21 protein-coding genes and 1 riboswitch are annotated in these 26592 nt (G+C 49.4%); of the genes, 17 read left to right on the top strand and 4 right to left on the bottom strand.

The annotated features are described in order from the left end of the window. Positions 1-208: 208 nt before the first annotated feature. Positions 209-1849: an ABC-F family ATP-binding cassette domain-containing protein gene (locus H8S75_RS28265; RefSeq protein WP_002605274.1), complete on the top strand. Its 1641-nt coding sequence runs from the start codon at positions 209-211 to the stop codon at positions 1847-1849. Between the two features lie 131 nt (positions 1850-1980). Here H8S75_RS28265 and H8S75_RS28260 read toward each other — a convergent pair whose 3' ends face one another. Both H8S75_RS28260 and H8S75_RS28255 read right to left on the bottom strand, forming a co-directional pair. Then, positions 1981-3324 (bottom strand): putative ABC transporter permease, encoded by a 1344-nt coding sequence (locus H8S75_RS28260; protein ID WP_187024371.1) that lies wholly within the window; start codon positions 3322-3324, stop codon positions 1981-1983. A gap of 93 nt (positions 3325-3417) precedes the next feature. Beyond that, positions 3418-4542 carry a glycoside hydrolase family 88/105 protein gene (locus H8S75_RS28255; RefSeq protein ID WP_187024370.1) on the bottom strand — a complete coding sequence of 375 codons (1125 nt, stop codon included), beginning with the start codon at positions 4540-4542 and terminating at the stop codon, positions 3418-3420. Positions 4543-4873: 331 nt separating this feature from the next. Between H8S75_RS28255 and H8S75_RS28250 the strand changes: the two genes are divergently transcribed. The 12 genes from H8S75_RS28250 (at position 4874) to H8S75_RS28195 (ending at position 17673) form a co-directional block, all read left to right on the top strand. Next, positions 4874-6280: an ABC transporter substrate-binding protein gene (locus H8S75_RS28250; RefSeq protein ID WP_187024369.1), complete on the top strand. Its 1407-nt coding sequence runs from the start codon at positions 4874-4876 to the stop codon at positions 6278-6280. A 62-nt stretch (positions 6281-6342) separates the two neighbouring features. Beyond that, complete coding sequence (locus H8S75_RS28245) at positions 6343-7272, top strand: carbohydrate ABC transporter permease (protein WP_243270500.1); 930 nt, start codon at positions 6343-6345, stop codon at positions 7270-7272. A 6-nt stretch (positions 7273-7278) separates the two neighbouring features. Beyond that, positions 7279-8136 (top strand): carbohydrate ABC transporter permease, encoded by an 858-nt coding sequence (locus H8S75_RS28240; protein WP_187024368.1) that lies wholly within the window; start codon positions 7279-7281, stop codon positions 8134-8136. Positions 8137-8336: 200 nt separating this feature from the next. Next, positions 8337-9329 (top strand): LacI family DNA-binding transcriptional regulator, encoded by a 993-nt coding sequence (locus tag H8S75_RS28235; protein ID WP_002605266.1) that lies wholly within the window; start codon positions 8337-8339, stop codon positions 9327-9329. Positions 9330-9511: 182 nt separating this feature from the next. Then, positions 9512-11146: an AAA family ATPase gene (locus H8S75_RS28230; RefSeq protein WP_187024367.1), complete on the top strand. Its 1635-nt coding sequence runs from the start codon at positions 9512-9514 to the stop codon at positions 11144-11146. Between the two features lie 278 nt (positions 11147-11424). After that, complete coding sequence (locus H8S75_RS28225; protein ID WP_187024366.1) at positions 11425-11844, top strand: MarR family winged helix-turn-helix transcriptional regulator; 420 nt, start codon at positions 11425-11427, stop codon at positions 11842-11844. A gap of 13 nt (positions 11845-11857) precedes the next feature. Next, a complete protein-coding gene (locus H8S75_RS28220) occupies positions 11858-13210 on the top strand; it encodes an MATE family efflux transporter (protein WP_187024365.1) in 1353 nt (450 codons plus the stop codon). 57 nt (positions 13211-13267) lie between these two features. Next, positions 13268-14092 carry a cobalt ECF transporter T component CbiQ gene (cbiQ, locus tag H8S75_RS28215; protein ID WP_187024364.1) on the top strand — a complete coding sequence of 275 codons (825 nt, stop codon included), beginning with the start codon at positions 13268-13270 and terminating at the stop codon, positions 14090-14092. A 49-nt stretch (positions 14093-14141) separates the two neighbouring features. Further along, positions 14142-15029 (top strand): energy-coupling factor ABC transporter ATP-binding protein, encoded by an 888-nt coding sequence (locus H8S75_RS28210; protein ID WP_187024363.1) that lies wholly within the window; start codon positions 14142-14144, stop codon positions 15027-15029. Positions 15030-15051: 22 nt separating this feature from the next. Further along, a riboswitch (cobalamin riboswitch) is annotated at positions 15052-15236 on the top strand. Between the two features lie 170 nt (positions 15237-15406). Then, complete coding sequence (locus H8S75_RS28205) at positions 15407-16156, top strand: energy-coupling factor ABC transporter permease (protein WP_187024362.1); 750 nt, start codon at positions 15407-15409, stop codon at positions 16154-16156. Between the two features lies 1 nt (position 16157). After that, entirely contained in the window at positions 16158-16481 is a 324-nt protein-coding gene (locus tag H8S75_RS28200) for an energy-coupling factor ABC transporter substrate-binding protein (RefSeq protein WP_187024361.1), read from the top strand. Positions 16482-16701: 220 nt separating this feature from the next. Next, positions 16702-17673: an AraC family transcriptional regulator gene (locus H8S75_RS28195; protein ID WP_349769007.1), complete on the top strand. Its 972-nt coding sequence runs from the start codon at positions 16702-16704 to the stop codon at positions 17671-17673. An 89-nt stretch (positions 17674-17762) separates the two neighbouring features. Here H8S75_RS28195 and H8S75_RS28190 read toward each other — a convergent pair whose 3' ends face one another. After that, positions 17763-18344: a hypothetical protein gene (locus H8S75_RS28190; protein WP_187024359.1), complete on the bottom strand. Its 582-nt coding sequence runs from the start codon at positions 18342-18344 to the stop codon at positions 17763-17765. Positions 18345-18537: 193 nt separating this feature from the next. Here H8S75_RS28190 and H8S75_RS28185 point away from each other — a divergent pair, with 193 nt between their 5' ends. The 3 genes from H8S75_RS28185 to H8S75_RS28175 all read left to right on the top strand — a co-directional run bounded on the left by H8S75_RS28185 (position 18538) and on the right by H8S75_RS28175 (position 23101). After that, positions 18538-19293, top strand: a complete 756-nt coding sequence (locus tag H8S75_RS28185; protein ID WP_055660132.1) for an exodeoxyribonuclease III — start codon at positions 18538-18540, stop codon at positions 19291-19293. 53 nt (positions 19294-19346) lie between these two features. Continuing rightward, entirely contained in the window at positions 19347-21167 is a 1821-nt protein-coding gene (locus H8S75_RS28180) for an ABC-F family ATP-binding cassette domain-containing protein (RefSeq protein WP_187024358.1), read from the top strand. A 65-nt stretch (positions 21168-21232) separates the two neighbouring features. After that, a complete protein-coding gene (locus H8S75_RS28175) occupies positions 21233-23101 on the top strand; it encodes an alpha amylase C-terminal domain-containing protein (protein ID WP_187024357.1) in 1869 nt (622 codons plus the stop codon). A gap of 91 nt (positions 23102-23192) precedes the next feature. Here H8S75_RS28175 and H8S75_RS28170 read toward each other — a convergent pair whose 3' ends face one another. Next, on the bottom strand, positions 23193-23675 hold the full coding sequence (locus tag H8S75_RS28170; protein ID WP_187024356.1) for an S-ribosylhomocysteine lyase: 483 nt from the start codon (positions 23673-23675) through the stop codon (positions 23193-23195). A gap of 160 nt (positions 23676-23835) precedes the next feature. On the opposite strand from H8S75_RS28170, the gene H8S75_RS28165 reads away from it, so the two are divergent. After that, positions 23836-26442, top strand: coding sequence for a cation-translocating P-type ATPase (locus H8S75_RS28165; RefSeq protein ID WP_187024355.1), 2607 nt, complete (start codon positions 23836-23838; stop codon positions 26440-26442). The last annotated feature ends 150 nt before the right edge of the window (positions 26443-26592 follow it).

Here is a 26592-nt window from a genome sequence, read left to right as displayed (position 1 = left end):
TTTAATAGATACAGCTGAAAATCACCGGATTTACAGGCTTTTTTGATAAAAGGCTTGCAAATTCGGGATTTTCATGTAAAATAAGAGAGATGAGAGACGGGGCCTTATGAGCCCTGTTTTGTGTGAGCGGAAACTCCCGCAGCGGGTGCCTGCTCACTGGAAATAATGACAGAGCGAGCGGCGGTTATAAGAAAGGAATTTATTGGGAATGATTAGTGCGAATAATGTAACCTTACGTATTGGCAAGAAGGCATTGTTTGAAGATGTAAATATTAAATTTACGGAAGGCAACTGCTACGGCATGATCGGTGCCAATGGTGCAGGAAAATCAACGTTTTTAAGAATTTTATCAGGACAGCTGGAGCCGACGAGCGGCGACATCGTGATGACACCTGGCCAGCGTCTTTCCTTCCTCCAGCAGGACCATTTTAAATATGACGAGTACCAGGTTCTGGACACTGTTATCATGGGAAATGCCAGACTGTATGAGATTATGAAAGAAAAAGATGCCATCTATATGAAGGAAGAATTTACAGATGAAGACGGCATCAAGGCGGCTGAGCTGGAAGGCGAGTTTGCCTCCATGGACGGCTGGGAAGCGGAGTCCGACGCGGCCAACTTATTAAACGGCCTTGGAATCGAGACAGAGTTTCACTACAAATATATGAAGGAATTAAACGGCGCCCAGAAGGTAAAGGTACTGCTTGCCCAGGCGTTATTCGGTAACCCGGATATCCTGCTTCTCGACGAGCCGACGAACCATTTGGACCTCGATGCCATCGCATGGCTGGAGGAGTTCCTGATTAACTTTGAAAATACGGTAATTGTGGTATCCCATGACCGTTATTTCTTAAATAAAGTCTGCACTCAGATCGCGGATATCGACTACGGCAAGATTCAGCTGTATGCCGGTAACTATGATTTCTGGTATGAGTCCAGCCAGCTGATGGTGAAGCAGATGAAAGAGGCGAACCGGAAGAAGGAAGAGAAGATCAAGGAGCTGCAGGAATTTATCCAGCGTTTCTCCGCCAATGCTTCCAAGTCCAAGCAGGCGACCTCCAGAAAACGTGCTCTTGAAAAGATCGAACTGGATGATATCAAGCCATCAAGCCGTAAATATCCGTATATTGATTTCCGCCCGGCCCGTGAGATCGGAAACGAAGTGCTGACCGTACAGAATTTATCTAAGACCATTGACGGCGTGAAAGTGCTCGACAATATCTCCTTTATCTTAAACAGAGAAGATAAGGTAGCCCTGGTTGGCCCCAACGAGCAGGCGAAGACGGTTCTGTTCAAGATTCTTTCCGGCGAGATGGAACCGGATGAAGGCGATTATAAGTGGGGACTGACCACAAGCCAGTGCTATTTCCCGAAGGACAACAGCGCGGAATTCAACAATGATGACACCATTGTGGATTGGCTGACACAGTACTCCCCTGAAAAGGAAGCGACCTATGTCCGCGGATTCCTGGGACGTATGTTGTTTGCGGGAGAGGATGGCGTGAAGAAGGTCCGTGTCTTATCCGGTGGTGAAAAGGTCCGCTGTATGCTTTCCAAGCTGATGATCTCCGGCGCCAACGTGCTGATGCTCGACGAGCCGACCGACCATCTGGACATGGAGTCCATCACGGCGTTAAACAACGGCCTGGTGAAGTTCCAGGGCGTGCTGCTCTTCTCCTCACGTGACCATCAGATCGTGGAGACGACCGCTAACCGTATCATGGAGATCGTGAACGGCCAGCTGATCGATAAGATCACCACGTACGACGAGTACCTGGCCAGCGATGAGATGGCGCGTAAGAGACAGGTATTTACACTGACCGATGAGCAGATGCAGGAGAATGAATAAAGTAAGACTTGCCATAAAGTAAAGAATCGCCTGGGGATTATCTCTCCGGGCGATTCGTCCGTTTGAATGCTATTCCTTGTTACTGCTTGCAGCCCGCTGTCCGCATCCGCCGTCTGGTCTGCAAGCAGTAACTATTCCCTGACAATGGCGTTCGGGTAGATCCACTCCATCCTCTTATCCGGAAAATGATCATCCAGGAAGTAATCGATGGAGTTGGCGGCTTCCCGGCCTGTCTGCCGGTCCGAGTAGCGAGCCAGTGCCATGGCTGAAATCACGATGTTTACCGTCATGAAGACGATCATGCACCAGCTTAATAATTTCCCCGCCTTGACCGGAACCCGTTCAATGAGACCAGAGATGCGCGGATAAAGAATCTTGATCCAGATGACGGCCGCCAGGCCCCAGAAGAAGCAGTACAGCAGGTTGATTCTTCCTCCCAGGTTGAAGGGCAGTTTGCTGTAATCCCAGAATACGGTACCGAAGGCGATCTCCGTGAACACGCTGCAGATGTACTCATAGGCGCCGCCTACCACAGTACCGAACAGGAAAATATACCGGTCGTCACGGTCCTTATACTTGTGAAGCATCATGGTGAGGACCACAACGCCCAGCCCCCACACGACGCTGAAGGGTCCATAGACCACACTGCTTCGGCTCATCAGGATTCCGGAGGTGACGTAGCAGAAGATCGTCTCAGTGATATCTCCCAGGAAAGCTCCGATAAAGAACAGCCATACGAGCTTATGGAACGAACAGCCGTCGGCGAAGACGGCTGGAGCTGCCTCGCAGGAACGTGTTTTTGCGCGGGAGGCGGAGTCGGTCTCAGCCGCAGTGCTTTCCGGCGCCGCTCCGGGATGGGCCTTAGCCATACGTCGTTCGATCCGGGTAAAAATGGCGCGCGCCAGTCTGTTGGAAATCTGCTGCATTCCCTCAGCCAGCTCTTCCACGCGGGTGTTGTATTTCTGCACCTGGAAGACCACACCGAGTACGCTGATAAAATCCATGGCCAGGATGACGAGACCTGCGATGAGGATAATCTGTCCGGCCAGCGCTGGAACCCGGCTGATGACCATATGGATCAGTGGATGAATAAAACGGAGAGTAAGCGCCGCTCCCACGCCCCAAAGGGCTGAAAACGGGATACAGACGTAACCGCCCAGATTGTATTTATAATCAGAATAGTCCCACCACCGCTTCTTAAACAGCTTTTCCATCAGCGCCCCGGTGAAGAACTCCAGGATCGTGGCGATGACGGCGCTTCCGATGGCCAGGAAGACGAGACTTTCTCTCAGAGAACTGAAAAAGGTCAGAATCAGAATCATGCCGATGCCGTAAACCGGGCAGAGAGGGCCATTTAAGACGCCGCGGTTATAGAAATGCTTCTTTTTCAGAGCCGCATAGGCAATTTCCATGCACCAGCCCAGAAATGAATAGATGAAAAAATAAGAGAGCAGTTGAAAAAGTGCTTCATTCATATGTACAGATCCTTTCCGCAAACCAAAGTATGGGGCTTATGGCATATGATACCATAAGCCCCATACCGTTGCAAGGGAAATGAAACCTGTAACCTACTTCCGCATCAAGATTTCAATATAAGCAAGAATGAGCGGTGCGATGCCCTTCGCTTCGTTTTTTACAATAGGCTCCCGCATATAATATTCAAAGGTGCCTTCCCGGTTCTCGGTGTTGCCGAGGCCGGCTACGAGGCAGATGCCATCCAGCTGTAATTCGCCGTTTTCTTCGGAGAGATACTTGTCACAGATGCCCTGAAATGCCTTCTCGCCAAATGGAAGATACGTGTCCGGCAGATAGCCCAGGCGGACGCTCTTCATGATGGCGTATGCGAAGATGGCGGAACCGGAGGTCTCTAAGTAATTGGGGCTGATGCCGCCGCGGTTCACGACCTGATACCACATGCCGGTCGCTTCGTCCTGGTAAGGTAGCATGGCGTCAATCAGTTCCCGGTATATGGTGTTTAATTCGGTGCGCTGTTCCATTAAGGAATCCGGCATGATTTCCATGGTGTCGATGAGCGCCATGGAGAACCAGCCCAGCGCGCGGAGCCAGAAGTTATCGGAGAGTCCGGTTACCCTGTCGCACCAGAACATCTTCCGGGAATCGTCATAGGCGTGGTAGTAAAGACCATTCAGCGGTTCCCGCATCAGCTGCCGGACATTTTTAAACTGATTGATAATGTCCATGCAGTTTTTGCAGCCATTGTATTCCACTTCATACTGCATATAGAAGGGAAGCGCCATGTAGAGCCCGTCCAGCCAGATCTGGTTGGGGTAGATCAGCTTGTGCCAGAAGTTGCCGGTAGAGGTGCGGGGCTGGCCGAGGATCTGGCTGTGCACGGTGTCAATTCCCTTCCGGTATTTCTCTTTTCCGGTCAGCTTATATAAATCGAACAGGGTCTTGCCTGCATTTACATTGTCCAGATTATATTCTTCCGGGTCGTAGGAAACAATGGAGCCGTCCCCGCGGACGAAGTGATCGATGAAGTGATCGGCGAATTCTAAGTATCTGCTGTTTTCAGTAATGTGGTAGAGTTCGAGAATGGCCTTGATCATGCAGCCATCCATATAGTTCCATTTGGCCGGAGCCGATGCATCGCTCTCTTCCTTATACCAGATCGGTGATTCAGGGGTACTCTGATCTAATAATTGATGAATATAGCGGTCCAGTATTTCCATATTGAATACTCCTTTTCTGTATATGAGAAAAATAAAAGATTGAAAATTCAAACGTTTGCAGTTTCTATTATAATATCATATATTTTAAAAAATAAAATTAGTAAATATATATAAAAAGTTGATAAAATGATATGCATAATACACAATTGACATGGGAAAAGAATGGTGATAAGATAAAAACATCAACGAGACAATGTATATTTGCTGGCAAAAAGACACAAACGAGGGGCTGGAATGTAGCAGATATGCATATTTTTAAGAAACAGGTTGCAAACCTTTGCAAAATCAAAGCAATGAGAAAAGCGCCTAAGAAAGAAAGGGAGACTGTCTTATGAGAAAGAACTGGAAAAAAGCTTTAACACTGGTAATGGCGGCTGCGATGGCAGCAGGACTGGCAGGCTGCGGCAACGGAGCAAAGCAGGCAGAGGAGACAACCGCTGCTCAGACAGAGGCTGCAAAAACAGAAGCTGCAAAAACGGAGGCGGAGACTACGGCGGAACCGGCGGAGGCGGAAGGCCTGACAGTGAACACCACAGATCCCATTGAGATTTCCTTCAGCTGGTGGGGCGGCGATTCAAGGCACGAAGCCACTCTGGCTGCAGTCGATGCGTTTATGAAGAAGTATCCGAATATTACGGTAAAGACTTCTTATTCCGCATGGGATGGCTGGGAAGATAAGATGTCCTCACAGTTTGCCACAGGCACAGCACCCGATGTAAACCAGATTAACTGGAACTGGATTACTTCCTTCAGCTCAGACGGAAGTGCGTTTTATGATCTGAATAAGCTATCTGATATTCTCGATCTGTCCCAGTTCTCGGAAGATTACCTGGCACAGTGTACGGTAGCAGACAAACTGCAGGGCGTTCCGATCTCCATGACAGGCAGAATCTTCTACTGGAACAAGACTACATACGATCAGGCCGGAATCGAGACACCGAAGACCTTAGCCGACTTAAGAGCAGCAGGAAAGGTATTCCAGGAAAAGCTTGGCGGCGATTACTATCCGCTGGCTATGAACGAGTATGACAGAACAATCTTCATGGTTTACTACTTAGAGTCCAAGTACGGAAAAGCCTGGGTAGAGAATAATGAGCTTCAGTACTCTGAAGATGAGATCAAGGACGGTCTGGAATTTATCCAGTCTCTGGAAGCGGATCATGTAATTCCGTCCATCGCCACCATCGCAGGCGACGGCGCGGCTTCCTTCGACAAGAATCCGAAGTGGATGGAAGGTAAATACGCAGGCATCTTCGAATGGGATTCCGCAGCTACCAAGCAGCAGGGCGCGTTAAATGAAGGCCAGGAATTCGTAGTAGGCGAGGAATTTGCCGACATGGGCGACTATAAGGGCGGTTTTGCGAAGGTTTCCATGTGCTTTGGTATTTCTGAAAACACAAAGCATCCGGCTGAATGTGCGGCTTTAGTGAACTTCCTGTTAAATGAGGAAGAGGGCGTCAAGATACTCGGTTCCGAGAGAGGAATTCCGTGCTCCGCAGAAGGACTTAAGATCTGTGAAGACAACGGTCTGTTAAATGAATTAGTGGCAGAAGCAAACTCCAAGGTTTTAAGCTATGTCTCTTTCCCACTGGATCCAAAATTTGAGGCGAGTGCGTTAAAGGCAACAAACGAGGGCGTTTACTGGGATGTAATGGCAGGCTTAAGCTACGGCGATTACGATCTTGATGAAGCAACCGAAGTACTGATTGACGGTGTTAATAAAGTTTTAAGCAAATAGTGAGTGACAATCAGCGGCCGCCGGCAACGGGGGCCGCTGCGTAAGAAAGAGGAGGTAACGGTATGAAGCAACCAGCGGCTCAGAGTACAACCGCAGAAAGAAGGAGCTTTAAAAAGATCGTAAAAGAAAACAAAGGCTTTTTCTTCATACTGCCATGGCTGATTGGATTTCTTATCTTTAAGGTATATCCGTTTGGATCATCACTTGTATACAGTTTTACGGACTATCATTTGTTTGACGGAGTTTCCAAAGTTGGCCTGATGAACTATGACGAGATTATCCATACTAAGAAGATTGTAAAAGCCTTTGTGGTTACGATGAAATACGCTTTCATGACCGTACCGCTTAAACTGGTTTTTGCGCTATTTATTGCATATATTCTGAACTTTAAGCTAAAGGGAGTCAATCTCTTCCGTACGGCTTACTATATTCCGTCGATTCTGGGCGGCTCCATCGCGATCGCCGTGCTGTGGAAAGCAGTATTTAAGGATGACGGTATTATCAACATGCTGCTGAGTTACATGGGCATCGAGGGACCGAACTGGCTGGCCAGCCCGTCTCACGCGCTGTTTGTAATCTGCCTGCTGAGAGTCTGGCAGTTTGGTTCTGCCATGGTGATTTTCCTGGCGGCCTTAAAGGGTGTTTCGGAGGATTTATATGAGGCGGCAGCCATCGATGGCGCCGGGAAATGGAGACAGTTCTTCAGCATTACGGTTCCGCTTATTACCCCGGTTATTTTCTACAACCTGGTTACCCAGCTGTGTCAGGCGTTCCAGGAATTCAACGGACCGTTCATCATTACCCAGGGCGGACCGCGTAATTCGACTATGCTGATCTCCATGCTGATTTATAACAATGCGTTCAAGAGCTACGAGATGGGTCTGGCCAGCGCTCAGGCATGGCTGCTGTTCCTGATTGTTATGACGTTTACAGCCATTGCATTCTTCAGCCAGAAGCACTGGGTCTACTATTCAGATGAGGACGGGAGGTAAAAAAAGATGACGAGAGAGACAAGAAAGACTGTCAATACGATCGTGCGCTACATAGTGCTGATCGTAGTGGGCTTCATCATGATTTATCCGCTGATCTGGATGGTTGGGGCTACCTTTAAAACGAATAATGAGATATTCAGCGGGATTGGTTTCATACCGAAGAATCCGACGCTGGATGGTTATAAGAACGCGCTGAAAAGCTATGGCGGTGATATTGATATCTTTAAAGCCATGATTAATACGTATTCCATCGTTTTGCCGAAGGTGGTATTCACGATTGTATCCGCCACCATAACGGCATACGGCTTTGCCAGGTTTGAATTCAGGGGAAAAAAGCTGCTCTTTGCAGTTCTGATGTCCACACTGTTCCTTCCCCAGGTCGTGTTAAATGTGCCGCAGTTCGTCCTGTTCAATAAGTTTGGCTGGATCGATTCCCCGATTTATCTGGCGCTGATCGTACCGACAATGTTTGCGACGGATACCTATTTCGTATTCATGCTGATTCAGTTCTTAAGAAATATTCCCAAGGAGCTGGAGGAAGCGGCTACCATCGACGGCTGCGGTTCTGTCAAGACCTTATGGTATGTGATCGTGCCGATGCTAAAGCCATCAATTGTATCGTGTGCATTATTTCAGTTTATGTGGTCTTCCAATGACTTTATGGGACCATTGCTTTATGTCAACACACCGGCCCGCTACCCGGCATCCATCTTTGTTAAGATGTCCATGGACGCAGATACCGGCTTTGAGTGGAACCGTGTGCTGGCCATGTCCCTGATTTCCATTATTCCGTCTCTGATCGTGTTCCTGCTGGCTCAGGATCAGTTTATCGACGGTATTGCGGCAGGCGGCGTAAAGGGTTAAGTGAATGGGCGGAGGCTGCTGTACCTCCGTCCTTTTTTGTTTGGTGCAGTTCACAGCCTGGTCGGTCTCTGCTTCCCGGTCGCCCCGGCTGTAACCTCTGCCTCCCTTTAAAGTAAAACTCAGAGAATTAAGGTGTTGCAATCTTCGGACGTCAAAGGTATACTAAATCTATTACGTATTTGTGGCAGGGAGTGTGGGATATGGCAGTTACGATCAAGGATGTGGCAAAAAAAGCGGGAGTGTCTTACTCTACGGTATCCAGAGCCTTAAATGATCCGAATGCGGACAAGTCCGATAAAAAGAAACGTATTTTGAAAATCGCGGAAGAGATGGGATACGTGCCGAATCAGGCGGCGATTCAGCTGAAGATGTCACGGTCCTACGTGATTGGTCTTTACTTCTCCACCATCAGCAAGATGAGTTCCCCCTTCGTTCTGCACGATGTGCTGACCGGGGTCTACAGCGTGGTGGGGAGCAAATATAATGTCATTGTCAAAGGTATTGATATGCATGAGCCGGGAACGCTGAATCCCTCCTTTTTGGATGGAATTATTGTGCTTACGCAGAAGGACGACGATCTGGAATTCATGGATGAAGTCCTGAATAAGGGGATTCCCATGGTAGCCATCTGCCGGACGGTATTTCTGGATGTGCCTAACGTTACCACCGATGAGGCCGGAGCCATGGAAAAAGCCATGGATTGCCTTCTGGAAAACGGGCATCGGAGAATCGGCATTATCGAAGGGAATTCGAATCTGGATTCCACCAGGCTGCGTCACCGCGGCTGGCGCGCCTCCATGACAAAACACGGTCTGGATCCCGACAGTCTGCCGGTGGAACACGGTACATACCGCTATGCCAGCGGATATCAGGCGGCCAAGCGGCTTCTGGAACAGGATCTTACGGCAATTTTAAGCTTTAACGATGAGATGGCATTCGGCGCCCGGGAGGCAGTCACCGAGGTCGGCCTAAAGGTGCCGGACGACGTGTCGCTGGTGGGCTTCGACAACTGGGATCTGTCGGGCTATGCGAATATGAAACTGACTACCGTGGAGCGGAACATGGGCGAGATCGCCCGGGAAGGGACGCGGATTCTGCTGCGCCGTCTGGAGGACGGAATTATCGATAACCGGCGGGTCTATCTGGAAAACAGACTGATAATACGGGAAACTGTGAAGAATTTAAATGCTTAGGTGCTTCGCATTGTGTGCGCCTCTCCGGCGCGGGCCTGACTCGCGGGAGAGGCGCTTTCTGTTTGGTAAAAAGGTGCATCTATTATACAAAAGTCCTCCGTACAGAAGCCTTGTAATTGGAAGGAAAAAAAGTTATACTTTTATCATCACTGGTTCGTTTGAATATTGAAAGGGGAGTAATAATGAAGAAGGCACTGCCAATTGGAAATGACGACTTCACAGAAATTCGGGAAAATTGCTTCTACTATGTGGATAAAACCCTCATGATCAGGGATTTTTTGCGAATGAAGGATAAAGTAGCGCTTATTGCAAGGCCGCGCAGATTTGGAAAAACCCTTAATATGACTATGATTCGTGACTTTTTTGATATAACGAAGGAGAGTGAATCTTTATTTTCCGGGCTTGCAATTATGGATACGGAATATGCAGAACAAATGAACTCCCGGCCAGTTATATTCCTGACATTTAAAGATTGTAAGGGCATTACAAGCCGGGAAATGTTTTCCCTGCTGAAAAAAGAGTTATATAATGAATATCTCCGCTATGAAGAAATCCTGCGAAATGACTGGGATACTCTGAATCCCTACAAGAAACAGGATTTTTACCAGATGATTGATATTCTAAGGGATGATACTTCAACATATATTCAGTTTGTTACTGCGTTAAAGGATCTGACGAGTGTGGTGAAATCCCATTACAAAGTTGCGCCCATTTTATTAATTGATGAGTACGATCAGCCCATCATGAGCAGTTATGAATATGGTTATCATGGTGAGACGGCAACGTTTTTCGCAAATTTTTACGGAACGGCGCTTAAAGGAAATCCCTTTTTGGAACAGGCACTTCTTACCGGGATTCAAAGAGTGGCAAAGGAAAGTATATTCTCCCAGCTGAATAATCCTCAGATTTATACTGTGATTGACCAGGACTATGCACCGTATTTCGGCCTTAATACAGAAGAAGTAAGCGAGCTGTTAGACTACTGTGGCCTGGAACTCACAGAAGAAGTAAAAAAAATGTATGATGGATACCACATTGGCGGTATAGAAATGTATAATCCCTGGTCGATATTAAATTATGCGAAACGCGGCCGGCTGGAGAATTACTGGATAAAAACATCGACAAATTTTTTAATCCGCAAGGCGATGTCCGATGCTGATAAAAATTTTTGGGATAGCTTTGATTTACTTGCAAACGGCAGTGAAGCCACAGTATGGCTGACTCTGGATACCTCATACATTGAAAGAGAGAGTAACTATAGTCTATGGGGGCTTCTGGTAAATGCCGGTTATATAACCGTGACAGCGTGGATTGATGGTAATTCAGCAGTTGTCAAAATACCAAATGACGAGGTGATGAGCGAATTCCAGGTGCTGATTACAGAAATTTCCGGAATTAACGGGCAGGATTTAATCCGCATGTTTTCCTGTTTGATGAACAAAGATATGGCTGATTTTTTTATGATATATCAAGATATAGTTATGTCCTGTACCAGTTATATGGATGGAAAAGAAAATGCTTACCATATGTTGTTCCTCGGCATGTGCATTACATTACGCGGTACCTATAAAGTAACAAGTAATATAGAAGCCGGGTACGGGCGAAGCGATATAACGCTGATTCCGCTTTCGGCCAATCACGTTAATGTTATCGTAGAATTTAAACAAGGTGAAAATCTGGAACAGTTAAAAAAGGAAGCCCTGGAGCAGATTCTGGAGCAAAAGTATTACAGTGGCTTAAAGGGAGAAGTCGTTTGTGTAGGACTTGCCCATAATAAGAAACGCTGTGATATGGCATTTAAGACCATATACATGTAACTGCTGATAAACACGCCGTTTGACTGTCGGGTATGAAATGGCAGAAAGCGTGTATGCAATGGAAGAAAACATATTTATACACAGAAATTGGAGCTGTCGCCCCCGGTGATTGAAAAATCATAGCTGCGACAGCTCTTTTTTTAGTTCTGACAGGTCTTTCATTAGCATCTTGATGAATCAATCTTGCACTTGACATTTACCGAAAATGTGTTATAACCTAATAGTTAGGAACCGAACTATATAGATTCCACATTCAGCCAAGCACAGGGGGAAGCACAATGGATACAGGAAAACTGATCAATAAAATTTCCATACGCCTAAGGCGCAGATCGGAAAAGATGGGGAAAAATCTCGGGATTACAGAGGTTCAGGGGCGGATTCTGGATTTTATCCTGGTTGACGGCAAAGACCGGCCGCTGTATCAGAAAGACATTGAGAAAGAGTTCGGACTGCGGCCATCGACAGCTACGGAGCTTTTGAAGACGCTGGAGAGCAGAAAGATGATACAGCGGGTCAGCAGTGAAGAGGATGGGAGATATAAGAAAATTCAGTTTACGGAGGCGGCGGAGGACATCCGGTTGGCGCTGCAGCAGGAGATCCAGAAGACGGAGGGAGTGCTCATTGAGGGAATTTCCCGGGAAGATTTAAATACATTTATGAAGGTTGCAGAGAAAATGCTGGAGAACCTGGAACGTTAGGAAGGAGAGACGTATGTCAAAGAATAACACATTATCGGACGATTTTACTCAGGGAAGTATCGTGGGGAAGCTTGTCAAATTTATGGTACCGGTGCTGGGAGCGTTGATCCTGCAGGCGATGTACGGGGCGGTGGATTTACTCGTCGTGGGGCAGTTTGGAACCGATGCGGGTATCTCGGCGGTGGCGACGGGGAGCAACATCATCAATCTGGTTACATTTGTGATTACCGCTCTTGTGATGGGCGTGACGGTTTTAATCAGCCGTTACCTCGGAGAGAAGCGGAACGAACGGATCGGCGGCGTAATTGGAGGGACGGTCTGCTTTTTTGTGATTTTTACTGCGGTCATCATGGCCCTGCTTCTGTTTCTGGCTCCTGTCTTTGCATCGCTGCTCAATGCCCCGGAACAGGCCTACGACCTGACGGTGCAGTATGTGAGAATCTGCGGTGTGGGGATTGTATTCGTGGTAGCTTATAATGTGATAAGCGGCATTTTCCGAGGACTGGGAAATTCGAAGCTGCCGCTGATTTTTGTCCTGATTGCCTGTATTGTAAATGTTATTGGAGATCTGCTTTTCGTGGCAGTCTTTCACATGAATGTGGCGGGCGCTGCACTGGCTACGATTCTGGCCCAGGCGGTCAGCGTGGTCCTGTCTCTGCTTATCATCCGCAGGCAGAAGCTGCCTTTTACCATTAAGAAAAGTGATATCCGCTTTAACCGTGAGATTCTGGTGTTTTTAAAGCTGGGAATACCGCTGGCGCTTCAGGAAATGCTGACAAATATATCATTTTTAATTCTCTGCGCGATTGTAAATGGAATCGGTCTTGAGGCGTCCTCCGGGTATGGAATCGCCCAGAAGGTCATTTCCTTTGTCATGCTGATCCCTTCTGCGCTGATGCAGTCCATGTCGGCCTTTGTGGCTCAGAATGTGGGGGCCGGCAAAGAGGAACGGGCCAGGAAGGCGATGCTCACGGGAATGGGCCTCGGCGTCTGCGTCGGCGTGTTTATCTTTGCGGTTACGTTTTTCAGAGGGGATATCCCGGCGTCGCTGTTTACCTCCAATGAGGCTTATATTGTGCGGGGCGCGGAGTACTTAAAGGGATTCAGCCCGGAGGCCATACTTACCTGTATTGTATTCAGTTATATCGGCTACTTTAACGGCCACGGCATGTCGCTTCCCGTTATGCTGCAGGGAATAACGGCGTCGTTTCTCGTGAGGGTGCCGCTGTCGTATGTGTTCAGCCTGAAGGAAGGGGCCAGCCTGTTTGATATCGGACTGGCGGTGCCGCTGGCTTCGGTGTATGGGATTGTGTTCTTTACGGTGTGGTATGGATGGTATCGGAAGCGTGAAGGGAAGAAGGGATAAATTACCATTTTATTTGCCATACGCCTCCTCCCGTTATATAATGGGTCATATCGGCCAATGCCGGTAAATAGATCAAGGGAGGTGAAACCAATTCACAGAGGTCATAAACACGATGCGGCGCATTCGATTGATTTCTATGCCTGTGAGTCGCGGCTCAGAAGCTGGAATGCGGGGCTTAAGATGGCGGTGGGGATGGCGGCGCTCTGTCTGTGCATCGCGGCGGACAAGCTGTCGGTGTCGGTATTTGTAATCTTTACCATGGCCTGCATTACGGTTATGGCGGGAGGCTTATCGCCTGCACGGTATTTAAAGCTGCTTACGATTCCTCTCGCCTTTCTTTTTATGGGGACCGTAGCGATTGCCATAGGTATTTCGCGTAAGCCCTGCGGCGACTGGTATATAAGCGTTCCATGGTTTTCGCTCTACGTGACGAAGGCCGGGCTTTTGCAGGCTGTGCTGCTGTTTGCCAGAGCGCTGGGGGCGGTCAGTGCCATGTACATGATGACGCTTGCCACGCCGGCCAGTGAGATGATCGGAGTCTTAAAGCGCATACACGTACCGAAAATGATTGTGGAACTGATGTATCTGATTTACCGCTTTATTTTCGTTTTGAGCGACACCCACAGTCAGATGAAACAGGCCGCTGTTTCCCGGCTGGGAACCTGCGATTTTAGGACATCCTGCCGTACCTTCGGAAGCACCGCCGGCAATCTGCTGGTGGCATCGTTAAAAAGGGCGGACACGTATTATGACTCTCTATTATCCCGGTGCTACGACGGGGATCTCTGTTTCCTGGAGGAAGAGAAGCGGATCAGGGGAAGCCAGGCGGCAGCGGCAGCAGGATACTTACTGCTGATTGCAGCTGTGTGGATTTTTCTGTAGTCCGACATCGGAGTAATACAGAGAAAATGAGAGAAAAGGTGGTGAGTATGTGGACGAGAACAAAGGAGATGTGATTCTGGAGACAGAGCATCTCTGCTATTCCTATGACAGCAGGAAAACGGCCCTGCAGGATGTGAACTTATCGGTCAGAAAGGGTGAGCGGATCGCGGTACTGGGTTCCAACGGAGCAGGAAAATCCACGTGTTTTCTGAATTTGAACGGCGTGCTGTCACCGGATTCCGGGAAAATCTTATACCGGGGTACCGAAATCACAAAAAAGAACCGGAATGAGCTGCGAAAGCACGTTGGAATTGTGTTTCAGGAAGCGGATAATCAGATTATCGCATCAACAGTGGCCGCGGAGGTTTCATTTGGGCCCATGAATTTAAAGCTTCCGGCCGCGGAGGTGAAACGGCGAGTGGATGAGGCCCTTGCTTGTATGAACTTAGTAGAGATGAAAGACAGGCCGCCTCACTATCTCAGCGGCGGTGAGAAGAAACGGGTCTGTATCGCAGATATTGTCGCAATGGAGTCGGAACTCTTCCTGTTTGATGAGCCGACGGCTTCGCTGGACCCTCTGAATACGGCAATATTCGAGGCGGTTCTGGATAAGCTGTGGAATATGGGGAAAACTCTTTTGATTTCAACCCATGATGTGGATTTTGTCTGGAGATGGGCGGACCGGGCGTTGGTATTTGCCGGAGGCCGTCTGATTGCGGATGACTCGCCGCGCCGCATTTTCCAGGATGAAAGCGTGGTATCGCAGGCGAACTTAAGAAAGCCGGTCCTGATGGATGTGTGCAGCCGGCTGGCGGCCCATGGGCTTGTGCCTGACGGTTCATATGCAAAAGATGCAGAGGAACTGGAACGGCTGCTGTGCCGGCAGCAGGAAGCAGGCAGTTTGAAAATGAGAGCCGACGGCGTTAAATGTATTTGACAGCCGGAGCCGTTTTCGTGTACAATAGAATTACGCAAGAGGTGCCTGTGAAATTCTCCGCAGGATAATAGGGAAAAGGGTGAAAATCCCTTACGGTCCCGCCGCTGTAAAAGAGGAGCAGGGCTCGATAAATCACTGGGTAACCGGGAAGATGAGCTGCTGTGATGAACCTTGAGTCAGAAGACCTGCCTGTTGCGATACGATGCGTCCGGTTACGAGCGATGACCGGAGGCCGAAGCCTTTTTTTGCGTCCGGAAAACCGGAGATCTCTGTGAAGACAGGGGATAAGAGCGAAGAAGAGGCTGTCGTCAAAGTACCGGTCTGATGAGTGGGAATCATCGGATGAGGTGCTTATTTTTTTTGAAGGGAGAATAGAGATGACGAAGAAAGAAAAAAGAATCATGACACTTGCAGTCGCATTTGCATTTACGTTCGGCGTTTTGCCTGTCTCGTATGCGATGCACATTATGGAGGGGTATCTGCCTTTGGGCTACTGCCTGGTATGGGGAGCTGTCTGTGTGCCGTTCCTGGCCGCCGGATTTTTTTCCATCCGCCGTACACTGGGTGAAAACAGAAAGAACATCACCGTGCTTGCCATGGCCGGGGCGTTTATTTTTGTGATTTCGTCCCTGAAGATTCCATCTGTTACGGGCAGCTGCTCCCATATGACCGGAACCGGTCTCGGGGCGATCCTGTTTGGGCCGTCGGCAGTGAGCATCCTTGGAATTATCGTATTGATTTTCCAGGCGGTTTTACTGGCACACGGGGGACTCACCACGCTGGGTGCCAATACCTTCTCTATGGCGGTTGCTGGTCCGTTCGTGGCTTTTGGGATCTATAAATTATGCGGAAAGTTAAAGGTAAACCGCTACGTATCCGTATTTCTTGCGGCTGCCCTTGGCGATCTGTTTACATACTGCGTTACCAGCCTTCAGCTGGCGCTGGCCTATCCTGCAGAGCAGGGCGGTGTGGCTCTGTCTGCGGCGAAGTTTTTAGGCGTGTTTGCGCCGACACAGCTGCCGCTGGCCATCATTGAGGGACTTCTCACCACTGTTATCATCATAGCGCTGGAATCCTACGCCGGACCGGAGCTTTCCAGTATCGGATTTGCAAAGGAGGCAAAATAAGATGGATAAGAATAAAAAAATGATTGTAACCGTTTTACTGGCCATTGCCTGCCTGATCGCAATTATTCCGCTATTCGCGTTAAAAGGCGCAGAATTCGGCGGATCCGACGATGCGGGAAGCCAGATGGTGGCGGAGATCCGTGGAGAAGAGTATGAGCCGTGGTTCACCCCGGTAATGGAAACCCTGATTCAGGGCGAACTCCCGGGCGAGGTGGAAAGCCTGCTGTTCTGCATTCAGACTGGAATCGGCGTCGGCATCATGGCCTTTGTCATGGGACGTTTCGTAGAGCGGAAGAAATGGATGACAAAAAAAGAAAATAAATAAAACAAGCAGTTTTATAGAGCCGGGAAATTCCTTCTGATAGAATTTCCCGGCTTATTTTTGGCCTCCGGCTGCAAGCCTGACAGCCAGAAGGCGTGAACGGGAGATAAAAGGAAGTAGAATGGAAAAAACTGGACTGTCGGAAAGTATGCAGGCAGCAAGAAATGTGACAAAAATGTTCTTGTTTTCTGGTATGATAGAGAAAAGACAGGAGGCGGGGATTATGGCGAGTGAATTGGAGGCTGCGAATTACGATAAGGCGGCCGACAGGAATGGTAAGATGGGGAGCAGAATGGGTGACAAATGGAGTGACAAGATGAATCACACACCAACTAATATAGAAGAAATAGCTGCAGTCATTGACTATATCGAAGAACATCTGATGGAGTATCGGCTGGATTTAGAAAGTATTGCTGCGGCTTTCAACTATTCCAGATACCATTTGCACCGCATGTTTGCATCTGTTACCGGTTTTCCCATGCATACCTATCTTATGAGGCGCAGGCTGACTGAGGCGGCCCGGATGCTGGTGTTTTCGGAACTGCCTGTTCTGGAAATTGCGCTGGCTTCCGGATACGAAACGCAGCGCTCGTTTTCAAGGGCGTTTCAGAAGTATTTTAAACACAGTCCATCCCAATACCGGAAGAAGGGTGATTTCTTCCCGCTGCAGCTGAAATACGATGCCTCCCGCCGGGAAAAACTGCGGGGGGACAGGATACTTGAGGTGGCCATGACGGAGGCAAAGACGATATCCATCGTCGGCTGCTGCGGTTCCACAAAGGGCGGTTTCTCTGTAATCGGTAGGTGCTGGAGGCGGCTTCATGCGAAAAAGGACCGGATCTCCGGCCGCACGGACGAGGAATTTCTGATTGGGGTAAATGACTACTCTTATTATCCCTGCCAGGGAATGGATAAGGTGTTCCGGTATATTGCGGGAGCAGAGGTCGCCGAAGAACACACGGTTCCCAGGGGAATGCAGGAATTTACACTCCCAGCCGGCCGTTATGCTGTGTTTTCCTTCCGCGGAAGGAATGAGGACAGCCTTCAGCCGGCGGTGGAATACATCTATGGGGAGTGGTTTCCTGAATCCACCTGTCGGTTTGACGACGGCAGACGGTATGATTTTGCAAGGTATGGGGAACGGTTGGACGAAAAGGGGGAAAGTGATATTCAGTTATGGGTGCCGGTTATCTGAGCACCCATTTTTTCATCCATAGGAAAGTTTGTCCTATGAATGAAATAAACTCCGGGGGACAGCGTGCCCCCGCTCTGTTCCTCCTCAGATCAGTCAGATAAATTGATTCCCGTAATCATCATCGTTCCATTTACATCATTGAACACAACCGCCCCGTTTTCGCCCATCATTACGCCAGCGCCGTAGGAGTCAAGCTGCGATTCCTGTACTGCCGCGATGGTGTCCTTCATCTTCTGGGTAAACAGAGTATCTGAGCCGAGGGCGATCAGGTCATCCCGTGTCTCAAGCTCGCGGCCATCCCCTGATTCCAGGGATATGTAGACCGGATAGCCGCAGAGATCTGCAAAACCTTCCAGATCAGACGATGCAACCGCCTTTTTTATTTTTAAAGCAAATGCGGCCGCTCTCCCGGATTCTGTTTCTGAAGCGTTTTCTTCCTCCGTTTCAATGGACTGCTCCGAAGGCGAAAGGGAAGCTTCCTCGATATCATCAATTGAAGTTTCCTCGCTATCTGCTGATTCGGCGGAGAAGGTTTCTCCGTTATCCGTATCTTTTTCATATGTAGAAGAGACTGTCTCGGAAGAAGCGGATGACGCCGGTGCAAACGCGCAGCCGGAAATACCCATGGATACTGACAGCGCGAGTGCGGCCAGCCTGATTAAATGCTTCATATAGATAAGCCCTCCTTTTCATGTATTCAGTGGCAGTATATCATTCCGACAGAGCAGAATCAACTTGAGAATGATTCTTATGGATCAGATCTAATGGATTTTTCATCTGAAAATTTCCACCAAGATTAATCTTTTCTATTGTCCTGGAAAATGCTATACTAACATTATCTATTGTCTAAGGAGAGACTGTTAAATGAAAAAATTGATATCATGGAATGTTAATGGCCTGCGCGCCTGCGTAGGTAAAGGTTTTTTAGATTATTTTCACGAAGTTAAGGCGGATATTTTCTGCATACAGGAGAGCAAGCTTTCAGAGGGACAGATTGAACTGGATCTGCCGGGCTACCATCAGTACTGGAATTACGCGGAGAAGAAAGGCTATTCGGGAACTGCCATGTTTACGAAGGAGGCGCCGCTATCTGTTGCGTACGGCATCGGAATAGAGGAACATGATCATGAGGGCCGTGTAATAACGGCGGAATTTCCTGATTATTACGTTGTCACCTGCTACACCCCCAATTCCAAGGACGGGCTGGCGCGCCTGCCATACCGTATGACGTGGGAGGATGCATTTCTTCAGTATCTAAAAGGGCTGGAAGAGAAGAAACCGGTTATTTTCTGCGGTGATTTAAATGTGGCACATAAGGAGATCGACTTGAAGAATCCGAAGACAAACCGGAAGAATGCGGGCTTCACAGACGAAGAGCGCGGCAAGTTTACAGATCTTCTGGAGGCCGGATTTATCGACACCTTCCGCTGGTTCTATCCGGACAGAGAGGAGATTTACTCCTGGTGGTCCTACCGGTTCAGCGCCAGATCCAAGAACGCAGGCTGGAGAATTGACTATTTCTGCGTATCAGAATCGTTAAAGGACAGGCTGGTCAGTGCGGATATCCATACGGAGATACTCGGCTCCGACCATTGCCCGGTGGAACTGGTGATTGAATAGAAGCGTGGATTCTATGGGGCGATGAATAAGGAACGGAGAGACGAATTACAAAGATGAATTTATTAACGATAGAACATTTGACAAAATCATACACCGAGCGGCTGCTCTTTGACGATACCAGCTTCAGCATCAATGAGGGAGAGAAGATCGGCCTTATCGGAATCAATGGAACGGGGAAATCGACGCTTTTGAAGATTGTGGCAGGGCTGGAGGAACCGGACGACGGAAGCGTGGTGCGCGGACGTAATCTGGATATCCGGTTTTTATCTCAAAATCCGAAGTTTCATGACGGCGATACGATCCTGGAAAGCATTGTCCGTGAAAATGAGGGACACGCTCATGTGTGGGACTTAGAGAGCCAGGCAAAGACGATGCTCACAAAGCTGGGATTCACGGATTTTGACGACCGCGTGGAGACCCTTTCGGGAGGCCAGAGAAAACGGGTGGCGCTGGTAAGCGTCCTTCTTTCCACGGCGGATTTACTGGTATTGGACGAACCAACCAACCATCTGGACAGCGCCATGGCGGACTGGCTGGAGACGTATCTGCGCCGGTTTAACGGAGCGCTCTTAATGGTAACTCATGACCGGTATTTCCTGGACAGTGTGACGAACCGGATCGTGGAGCTGGACAAGGGAAAATTATACAGCTATCAGGCCAATTACGAGGGCTATCTGGAACTGAAGGCCCAGCGCCTCGATATGGAACAGGCCACGGAACGCAAACGCCAGTCCCTCTTAAGGGTGGAGCTGGAATGGATGCAGCGCGGCGCACGGGCCAGATCAACCAAGCAGAAGGCCCATATTGAACGGTTTGAAACACTGAGGGATCAGAAGGGGCCGGAGGCGGATCAGAACGTGGAGCTGGACTCCGTTTCCAGCCGGCTGGGCCGCACGACAGTGGAGCTGGAGGACATCAGCAAGGCCTATGGCGACAAGGTTCTGATGAAAGATTTCACCTATATTTTCCTGAAAAATGACCGCATCGGCATCATCGGTCCCAATGGAAGCGGAAAATCCACGCTGATGAAGATTATAGCCGGATGGCTGGAGCCGGACGCGGGTAATGTGACCGTCGGACAGACCGTCAAGATGGGATATTTCTCCCAGGAAAATGAAGCTATGGACGGAAGCGTCAAGGTAATCGACTATATTCGCGGTGCCGCAGAGTATGTGAAGACAAAGGACGGCAGCATCAGCGCGTCTCAGATGCTGGAGCGCTTTCTCTTCCCCTCCAGTGTGCAGTATACGGTGATCGACAAACTTTCGGGAGGAGAGAAACGGCGGTTATATCTGCTTCGCATCCTGATGGAAGCGCCCAACGTCCTGCTTCTGGACGAGCCGACCAATGACCTGGACATTCAGACGCTGACGATTCTTGAGGATTATTTGGACAGCTTTCAGGGAATTGTTATCACGGTCTCCCATGACCGGTATTTCCTGGACCGTGTAGTACGGCGGATCTTTGCATTTGAGGGCGAGGGCCGGGTGACTCAGTATGAGGGCGGTTACACGGATTATCAGGCGGCTTTTGCGGAGAAGTATCCGGAGGGGATGCAGTCAGCGGGAATGGGGACCGGCAAGAAGTCTTCCGATGGAAAAGAGGGGAAGAAGACCACCGAAAAGCCCAAGGGGGAGAAAAAACTCCGGTTCTCATTTAAAGAACAGAGAGAATGGGACACAATAGAGGATACCATAGCAGCTGTGGAAGAAAAGATCGCCGATCTGGACGCACAGATTGAAAAAAGTGTTAGCAATTATACGAAATTGAATGAATTGATGGAAGAAAAGAGAATACAGGAACAGCTTCTCGAAGAAAAGATGGAACGCTGGATGATTCTTAACGATCTGGCGGAACAGATCGAGAAGCAGTAACTCGTCTTATGGCGGACCGCCGGAACGAGAAATGAAACCACCGGCAGATAGAGGAGATAAGCGGTATGGAAGGATATAGAATTGCTAAGCAGGACAACAGAATTTATTCCATGGGACTTACCGGAGTTGATGGCGGGATTCATGTGTGTGTAGCCGCACAGGGAGAGGTGTGTGATCTTCTATTATACCACAGCGGGGAGGAGACAGAATATGCACGGCTGCATTTTCCGCAGGAGGCAAAGCGCGGGGATGTCTGGAACATGACCGTTTTCGGCGATTTTTCAGGGCTGGAGTACTGTTTTGAGCTTGACGGAAAGCTGCTTGCCGACCCTTACGGAAAACAGTTTACCGGAAGAGAGGTCTGGGGTGATTTATCTGCGGCAGAGCGTCCCATGAGATCGCCGGTCGTTGCGGAGGACTTCGACTGGGAGGGAGATAAGCCTTTAAAGATTCCATATGAAGAGATGATTCTTTACCGGGCGCATGTGAGGGGATTTACTAAAAATCCTGTATCCAGAGTGAAAGACAAGGGGACTTTCCGCGGGTTGATTGAAAAGATTCCGTATCTAAAAGAGCTGGGAGTTACGAGTCTGGAGCTTCTCCCTGTAAATGAATTTTCGGAGCTGATGATGCCGGAGCATGTGGATGGAAATCCTTACGCTGTGGATAAACCCACTGGAAAATTGAATTATTGGGGATATACCACCGGTTATTATTTCGCACCGAAGGCTTCCTATTGTTCAGGAAAGGAAAAACACCCGGTAACGGAGTTCAAAAACCTTGTGAAGACGTTTCATAAAGAGGGCCTGGAACTGATTATAGAGCTTTACTTTACTGGGAAGGAAAATCCTGCGTTTGTCCTCGATGCGGTCCGTTACTGGACGGAGGAATTTCATGTGGATGGGGTTCATCTGGTGGGATTTACTCCCAATGATCTGATCGGACGCGACCCGTATTTAAGCGGCACAAAGCTGTTTGCCACCTCCTGGCTCGGTGTTCCGGGCGGGCATGAGAAGCATCTGGCAGAGTATAACGATGGTTTTCTGGTAGACATGCGCCGGGCCTTAAAGGGCGATGAGGATGAGATGAATCATCTGATCTTCCGAAGCAGGCGCAATCCTGCGGAGTTCGGTGTGGTCAATTATATGGCCAATACCAACGGATTTACGCTGATGGACATGGTGTCGTATGATACAAAGCATAATGAGGCTAACGGCGAGGGCAATCAGGACGGCAATCCCTATAATTACTCCTGGAACTGCGGTGTGGAAGGGCACACAAGGCGAAAAAAGATTGTGGAGCTGCGGAAGAAGCAGATCAGGAATGCACTCCTGATGCTGTTCTTAAGCCAGGGAACGCCGCTTCTGCTGGCCGGAGACGAGTTCGGCAATTCCAAGGACGGCAACAACAATTCCTACTGCCAGGACAATGAGGTCTCGTGGCTGAACTGGAATCTTCTGAAAACCAACCGGGATATCTTTGAATTTACGAAGGCGGTGATCGCTTTCCGGAAATGCCATCCGGTATTCCATATGGCCACAGAGCCGAAGGTTATGGATTACTTATCCTGCGGCAGGCCGGATGTTTCCTACCATGGCGTAAAGGCGTGGCGGCCGGAGTTTGAGAATTTCCGGAGGCAGATCGGCATTATGTACTGCGGAGAATATGGAAAGAAACCGGATGGGACCGCGGATGACAGTTTCTTTGTCGCATATAATATGCACTGGGAGCCCCATGCGTTTGATTTGCCCAATCTGCCTAAGAAGCAGAAATGGCATATTGTGTTTAATACCGACGAAAAAGACAGCAATGGAATGTACTCGGAGGTTTCAGTGTCTGCGGATGGCGGTGAGCTGGACGGTGGAATGCCGGTGATGGAGACCAGGCAGTTTGAGGTTCCGCCCAGGACGATTGTGGTGTTTGTGGGTAGATGATAGCGGTAAACGCTTAACAAAGAAGAGCAGGCTTAAGTCTGGACAGATATCAATCTGTCAGGATCTCAGCCTGCTCTTCTTTCTGACTTTTTTAGTCTTCCGGATACACAAGATGCTTCTCATCAATGCCATATAAAACCTGATCCAGGTATTTACCCGCGATATACTTCGCCATCCCCAGATTCATATCGAGGTAGTTTCCGCAGTCTCTGGCAGCGGCCCCGGGGACCTCGCCTTCAAAATCGCGGATGAACTCGAAAAGCTCTGTCATGAGCGGGACGATGTCCTTTGACTCATAATCCCCGGACAGGAGCAGGTAGAAACCGGTGCGGCAGCCCATGGGGCCGAAATAGAGGACACGGGAGCTGTACTCCGCGTGATTCCTTAAAAATGTTGCGCCCAAATGTTCTATGGTATGAATTTCAGCGGTATTGATAACCGGCTCATAATTCGGCTGGGTCATACGTAAATCAAAGGTCGTGACGGTATGGCCGCCGACGGTATCTTTCCTCGAGACATAGATGCCCGGAAGAAGTTTTAAATGATTGATGGTAAAGCTCGTTATTTTATCCATAAAACGTCTCCTTTCAGCAGTTCATAAATACTTGCCTGTATCAGTATAACGGATGGAAACGGGAAATGGAAGGGCAGCTGTCCGCTTTTAACAAATTTCATGCATGAAAAGCAATTTTTAACTCATACCATAGTAGGAGAGATGGGGAAGGAGCGTCAGCATGGAAGAATGGTTTCATTTATCAGAAGAAGAAGCACTGGGGCGCTTAGAGGCGGCGAGATCCGGGCTTTCTTCCCGGGAAGCAGCAGTGCGGAAGGAGGAATTTGGGCCGAATGCCCTTCGGGCGGGGGAAAAACGGAGTGCCCTCCAGGTATTTCTGGACCAGTTTAAGGATCTTCTGGTCATCATTTTAATCATAGCGGCAGTCATCTCCATGATATCGGGAGATGTGGAGAGCACCGCAGTCATATTCGCGGTGCTCCTTTTAAATGCGGTTCTGGGCACCGTAGAACACCAGAAAGCAGAAAAGTCTTTAGACAGTTTAAAATCCCTCTCCGCGCCCATGGCGGGGGTCCTTCGTGACGGCCGGAGGCAGGAGATTCTGTCCTCCGACGTGGTGCCGGGAGATATTCTCCTGTTGGAGGCCGGGGATATGGTGGCGGCAGACGGGCGTCTCCTGGAGACGTATTCCCTGTTAGTGAACGAGAGTTCCCTGACGGGAGAATCCATCAATGTGGAAAAGAAGACAGGAAAGATCAGGACTGAAAAGGTAGCGCTGGCAGAACAGCACAATATGGTATTTTCCGGCTCTCTGGTGGCAGCGGGGCGCGGCACCGTTCTGGTTACCGGCACCGGCATGAACACAGAGATCGGAAGAATCGCCGCGCTGATGAACAGCACAGGGGAGAAAAAGACGCCGCTTCAGATCAGTCTGGATCAGTTCGGCAGCCATCTGGCGGCGGGAATCCTGATCATCTGCGCTCTTGTATTCGGACTCAGCATTTACCGGAAGATGCCGGTGCTGGATTCGCTGATGTTTGCGGTGGCGCTGGCGGTGGCGGCCATACCGGAGGCGCTCAGCTCCATTGTCACCATCGTGCAGGCCATGGGAACGCAGAAAATGGCGAAGGAACACGCGATTATCAAGGACTTAAAGGCCGTGGAGAGCCTGGGATGCGTCTCGGTTATCTGCTCCGACAAGACGGGAACCCTGACACAGAACAGAATGACGGTGGAGGAAGTTTATGTAAACAACCGCCTCTATCCGCCAGAAAATCTCAGCCTGGAAAATCTGGTTCAGCGGTATCTGCTTTATGATGCGGTCCTGACGAATGATGCTTCCTGCGCGGACGGGAAAATGCTGGGTGATCCAACGGAAGCGGCCCTCGTCGTTATGGGGCGGAAACTCGGAATCCAGGAAACAGAGCTGAGGCATTCCATGCCGAGAATCGGAGAACTTCCGTTTGACTCTGACCGGAAGCTGATGACTACCGTGCACCGCATTGACGGCGTGCGGGTGATGTTTACCAAGGGAGCCCTGGATATTCTGCTTCCCCGCTGTGAATCGATCCTGACAGGAGAAGGCGTCCGCGTGATGCGGGAAAATGACCGCCAGCGGATTACTGCGCAAAATCTCGATTTTTCGCGGCAGGGGCTGCGTGTTCTCACCTTTGTATACAAAAAAATGGGAGAAAAGGAGATTCTGACGGAGAAGTCGGAATCCGGATACATATTTTTAGGAATGACAGCGATGATGGACCCGCCTAGACCGGAATCGAAAAATGCAGTCTTAAATGCCAGACGTGCCGGAATCAGGCCGGTCATGATTACGGGGGATCATAAGATCACGGCGGCGGCCATTGCGGAGAAGATCGGAATATTAAACGAAGGCGGAATCGCCGTGAGCGGTCCTGAGCTGGACGACATGGCGGATGAGGAGCTGGACCGGAATCTGGAACGGATCAACGTGTACGCCCGGGTATCCCCGGAGCATAAGATCAGAATCGTCAGCGCATGGCAGCGAAAGGGCCATATTGTGGCCATGACGGGAGACGGCGTCAATGACGCACCCGCTCTTAAGAAGGCCGATATCGGCGTGGCCATGGGAAAGATGGGAACGGAGGTCTCAAAAGACGCGGCTTCCATGATCCTGACGGATGATAATTTTGCTACTATTATCAAGGCCGTAGCCAACGGCCGAAATGTATACCGCAATATCCGAAATGCAATCAAATTCCTGCTGTCCGGCAACATGGCGGGGATTTTAAGCGTCTTGTATACATCCCTGATGGCGCTGCCGACACCATTTGCGCCGGTGCACCTCCTGTTTATCAATCTGGTGACGGATTCCCTTCCGGCCATTGCCATCGGTATGGAGAAAGCGGAACCGGGGCTTCTGACGAAAAAACCGAGAAATCCGAAGGAAGGAATTCTGACGAAACGGTTCATCCTTCAGATTCTCCTCCAGGGGGCGCTCATAGCAGTCTGCACGATGACCGCCTATCATACCGGCCTGGCCACGGGCAGCGAGGCGGCGGCCAGTACCATGGCGTTTTCCACCCTGACCCTGGCGAGACTGTTCCATGGCTTCAACTGCCGCAGCTCTCACTCCATCTTTAAGATTGGCCTGATGAGCAATTTATACAGTATCATGGCGTTTGAGGCGGGGGTGGTGCTTCTGGCCGCGGTTCTGTTTGTGCCTGGGCTTCAGACCCTGTTCTCCGTAGCTGATCTATCGGTGAGACAGCTGCTCACCATTGTTATATTTGCGGTGGTGCCGACACTGGTGATCCAGGCGTTTAAGACGGTGCGGGAGAGTATGCGGTAAAGTCGGGAATCTGATGTATACTTATTAAGCGGCTGTGCTTTAAAAAATAACAGGCGTTCCGGAAATTGGTTTCGGAACGCCTTTCTGCGGCAAAGTAGTACCAAAATCCGCTGGTTTCCAATGCCAGAAATGCTCATATCACCCTTTTTC

The organism is Hungatella hominis (assembly GCF_014288005.1).
GTDB classification, from domain to species: domain Bacteria; phylum Bacillota; class Clostridia; order Lachnospirales; family Lachnospiraceae; genus Hungatella; species Hungatella effluvii.
The sequence above is the reverse complement of the archived record's forward strand: the minus strand, read 5'-3'. Positions and strand labels throughout refer to the sequence as shown.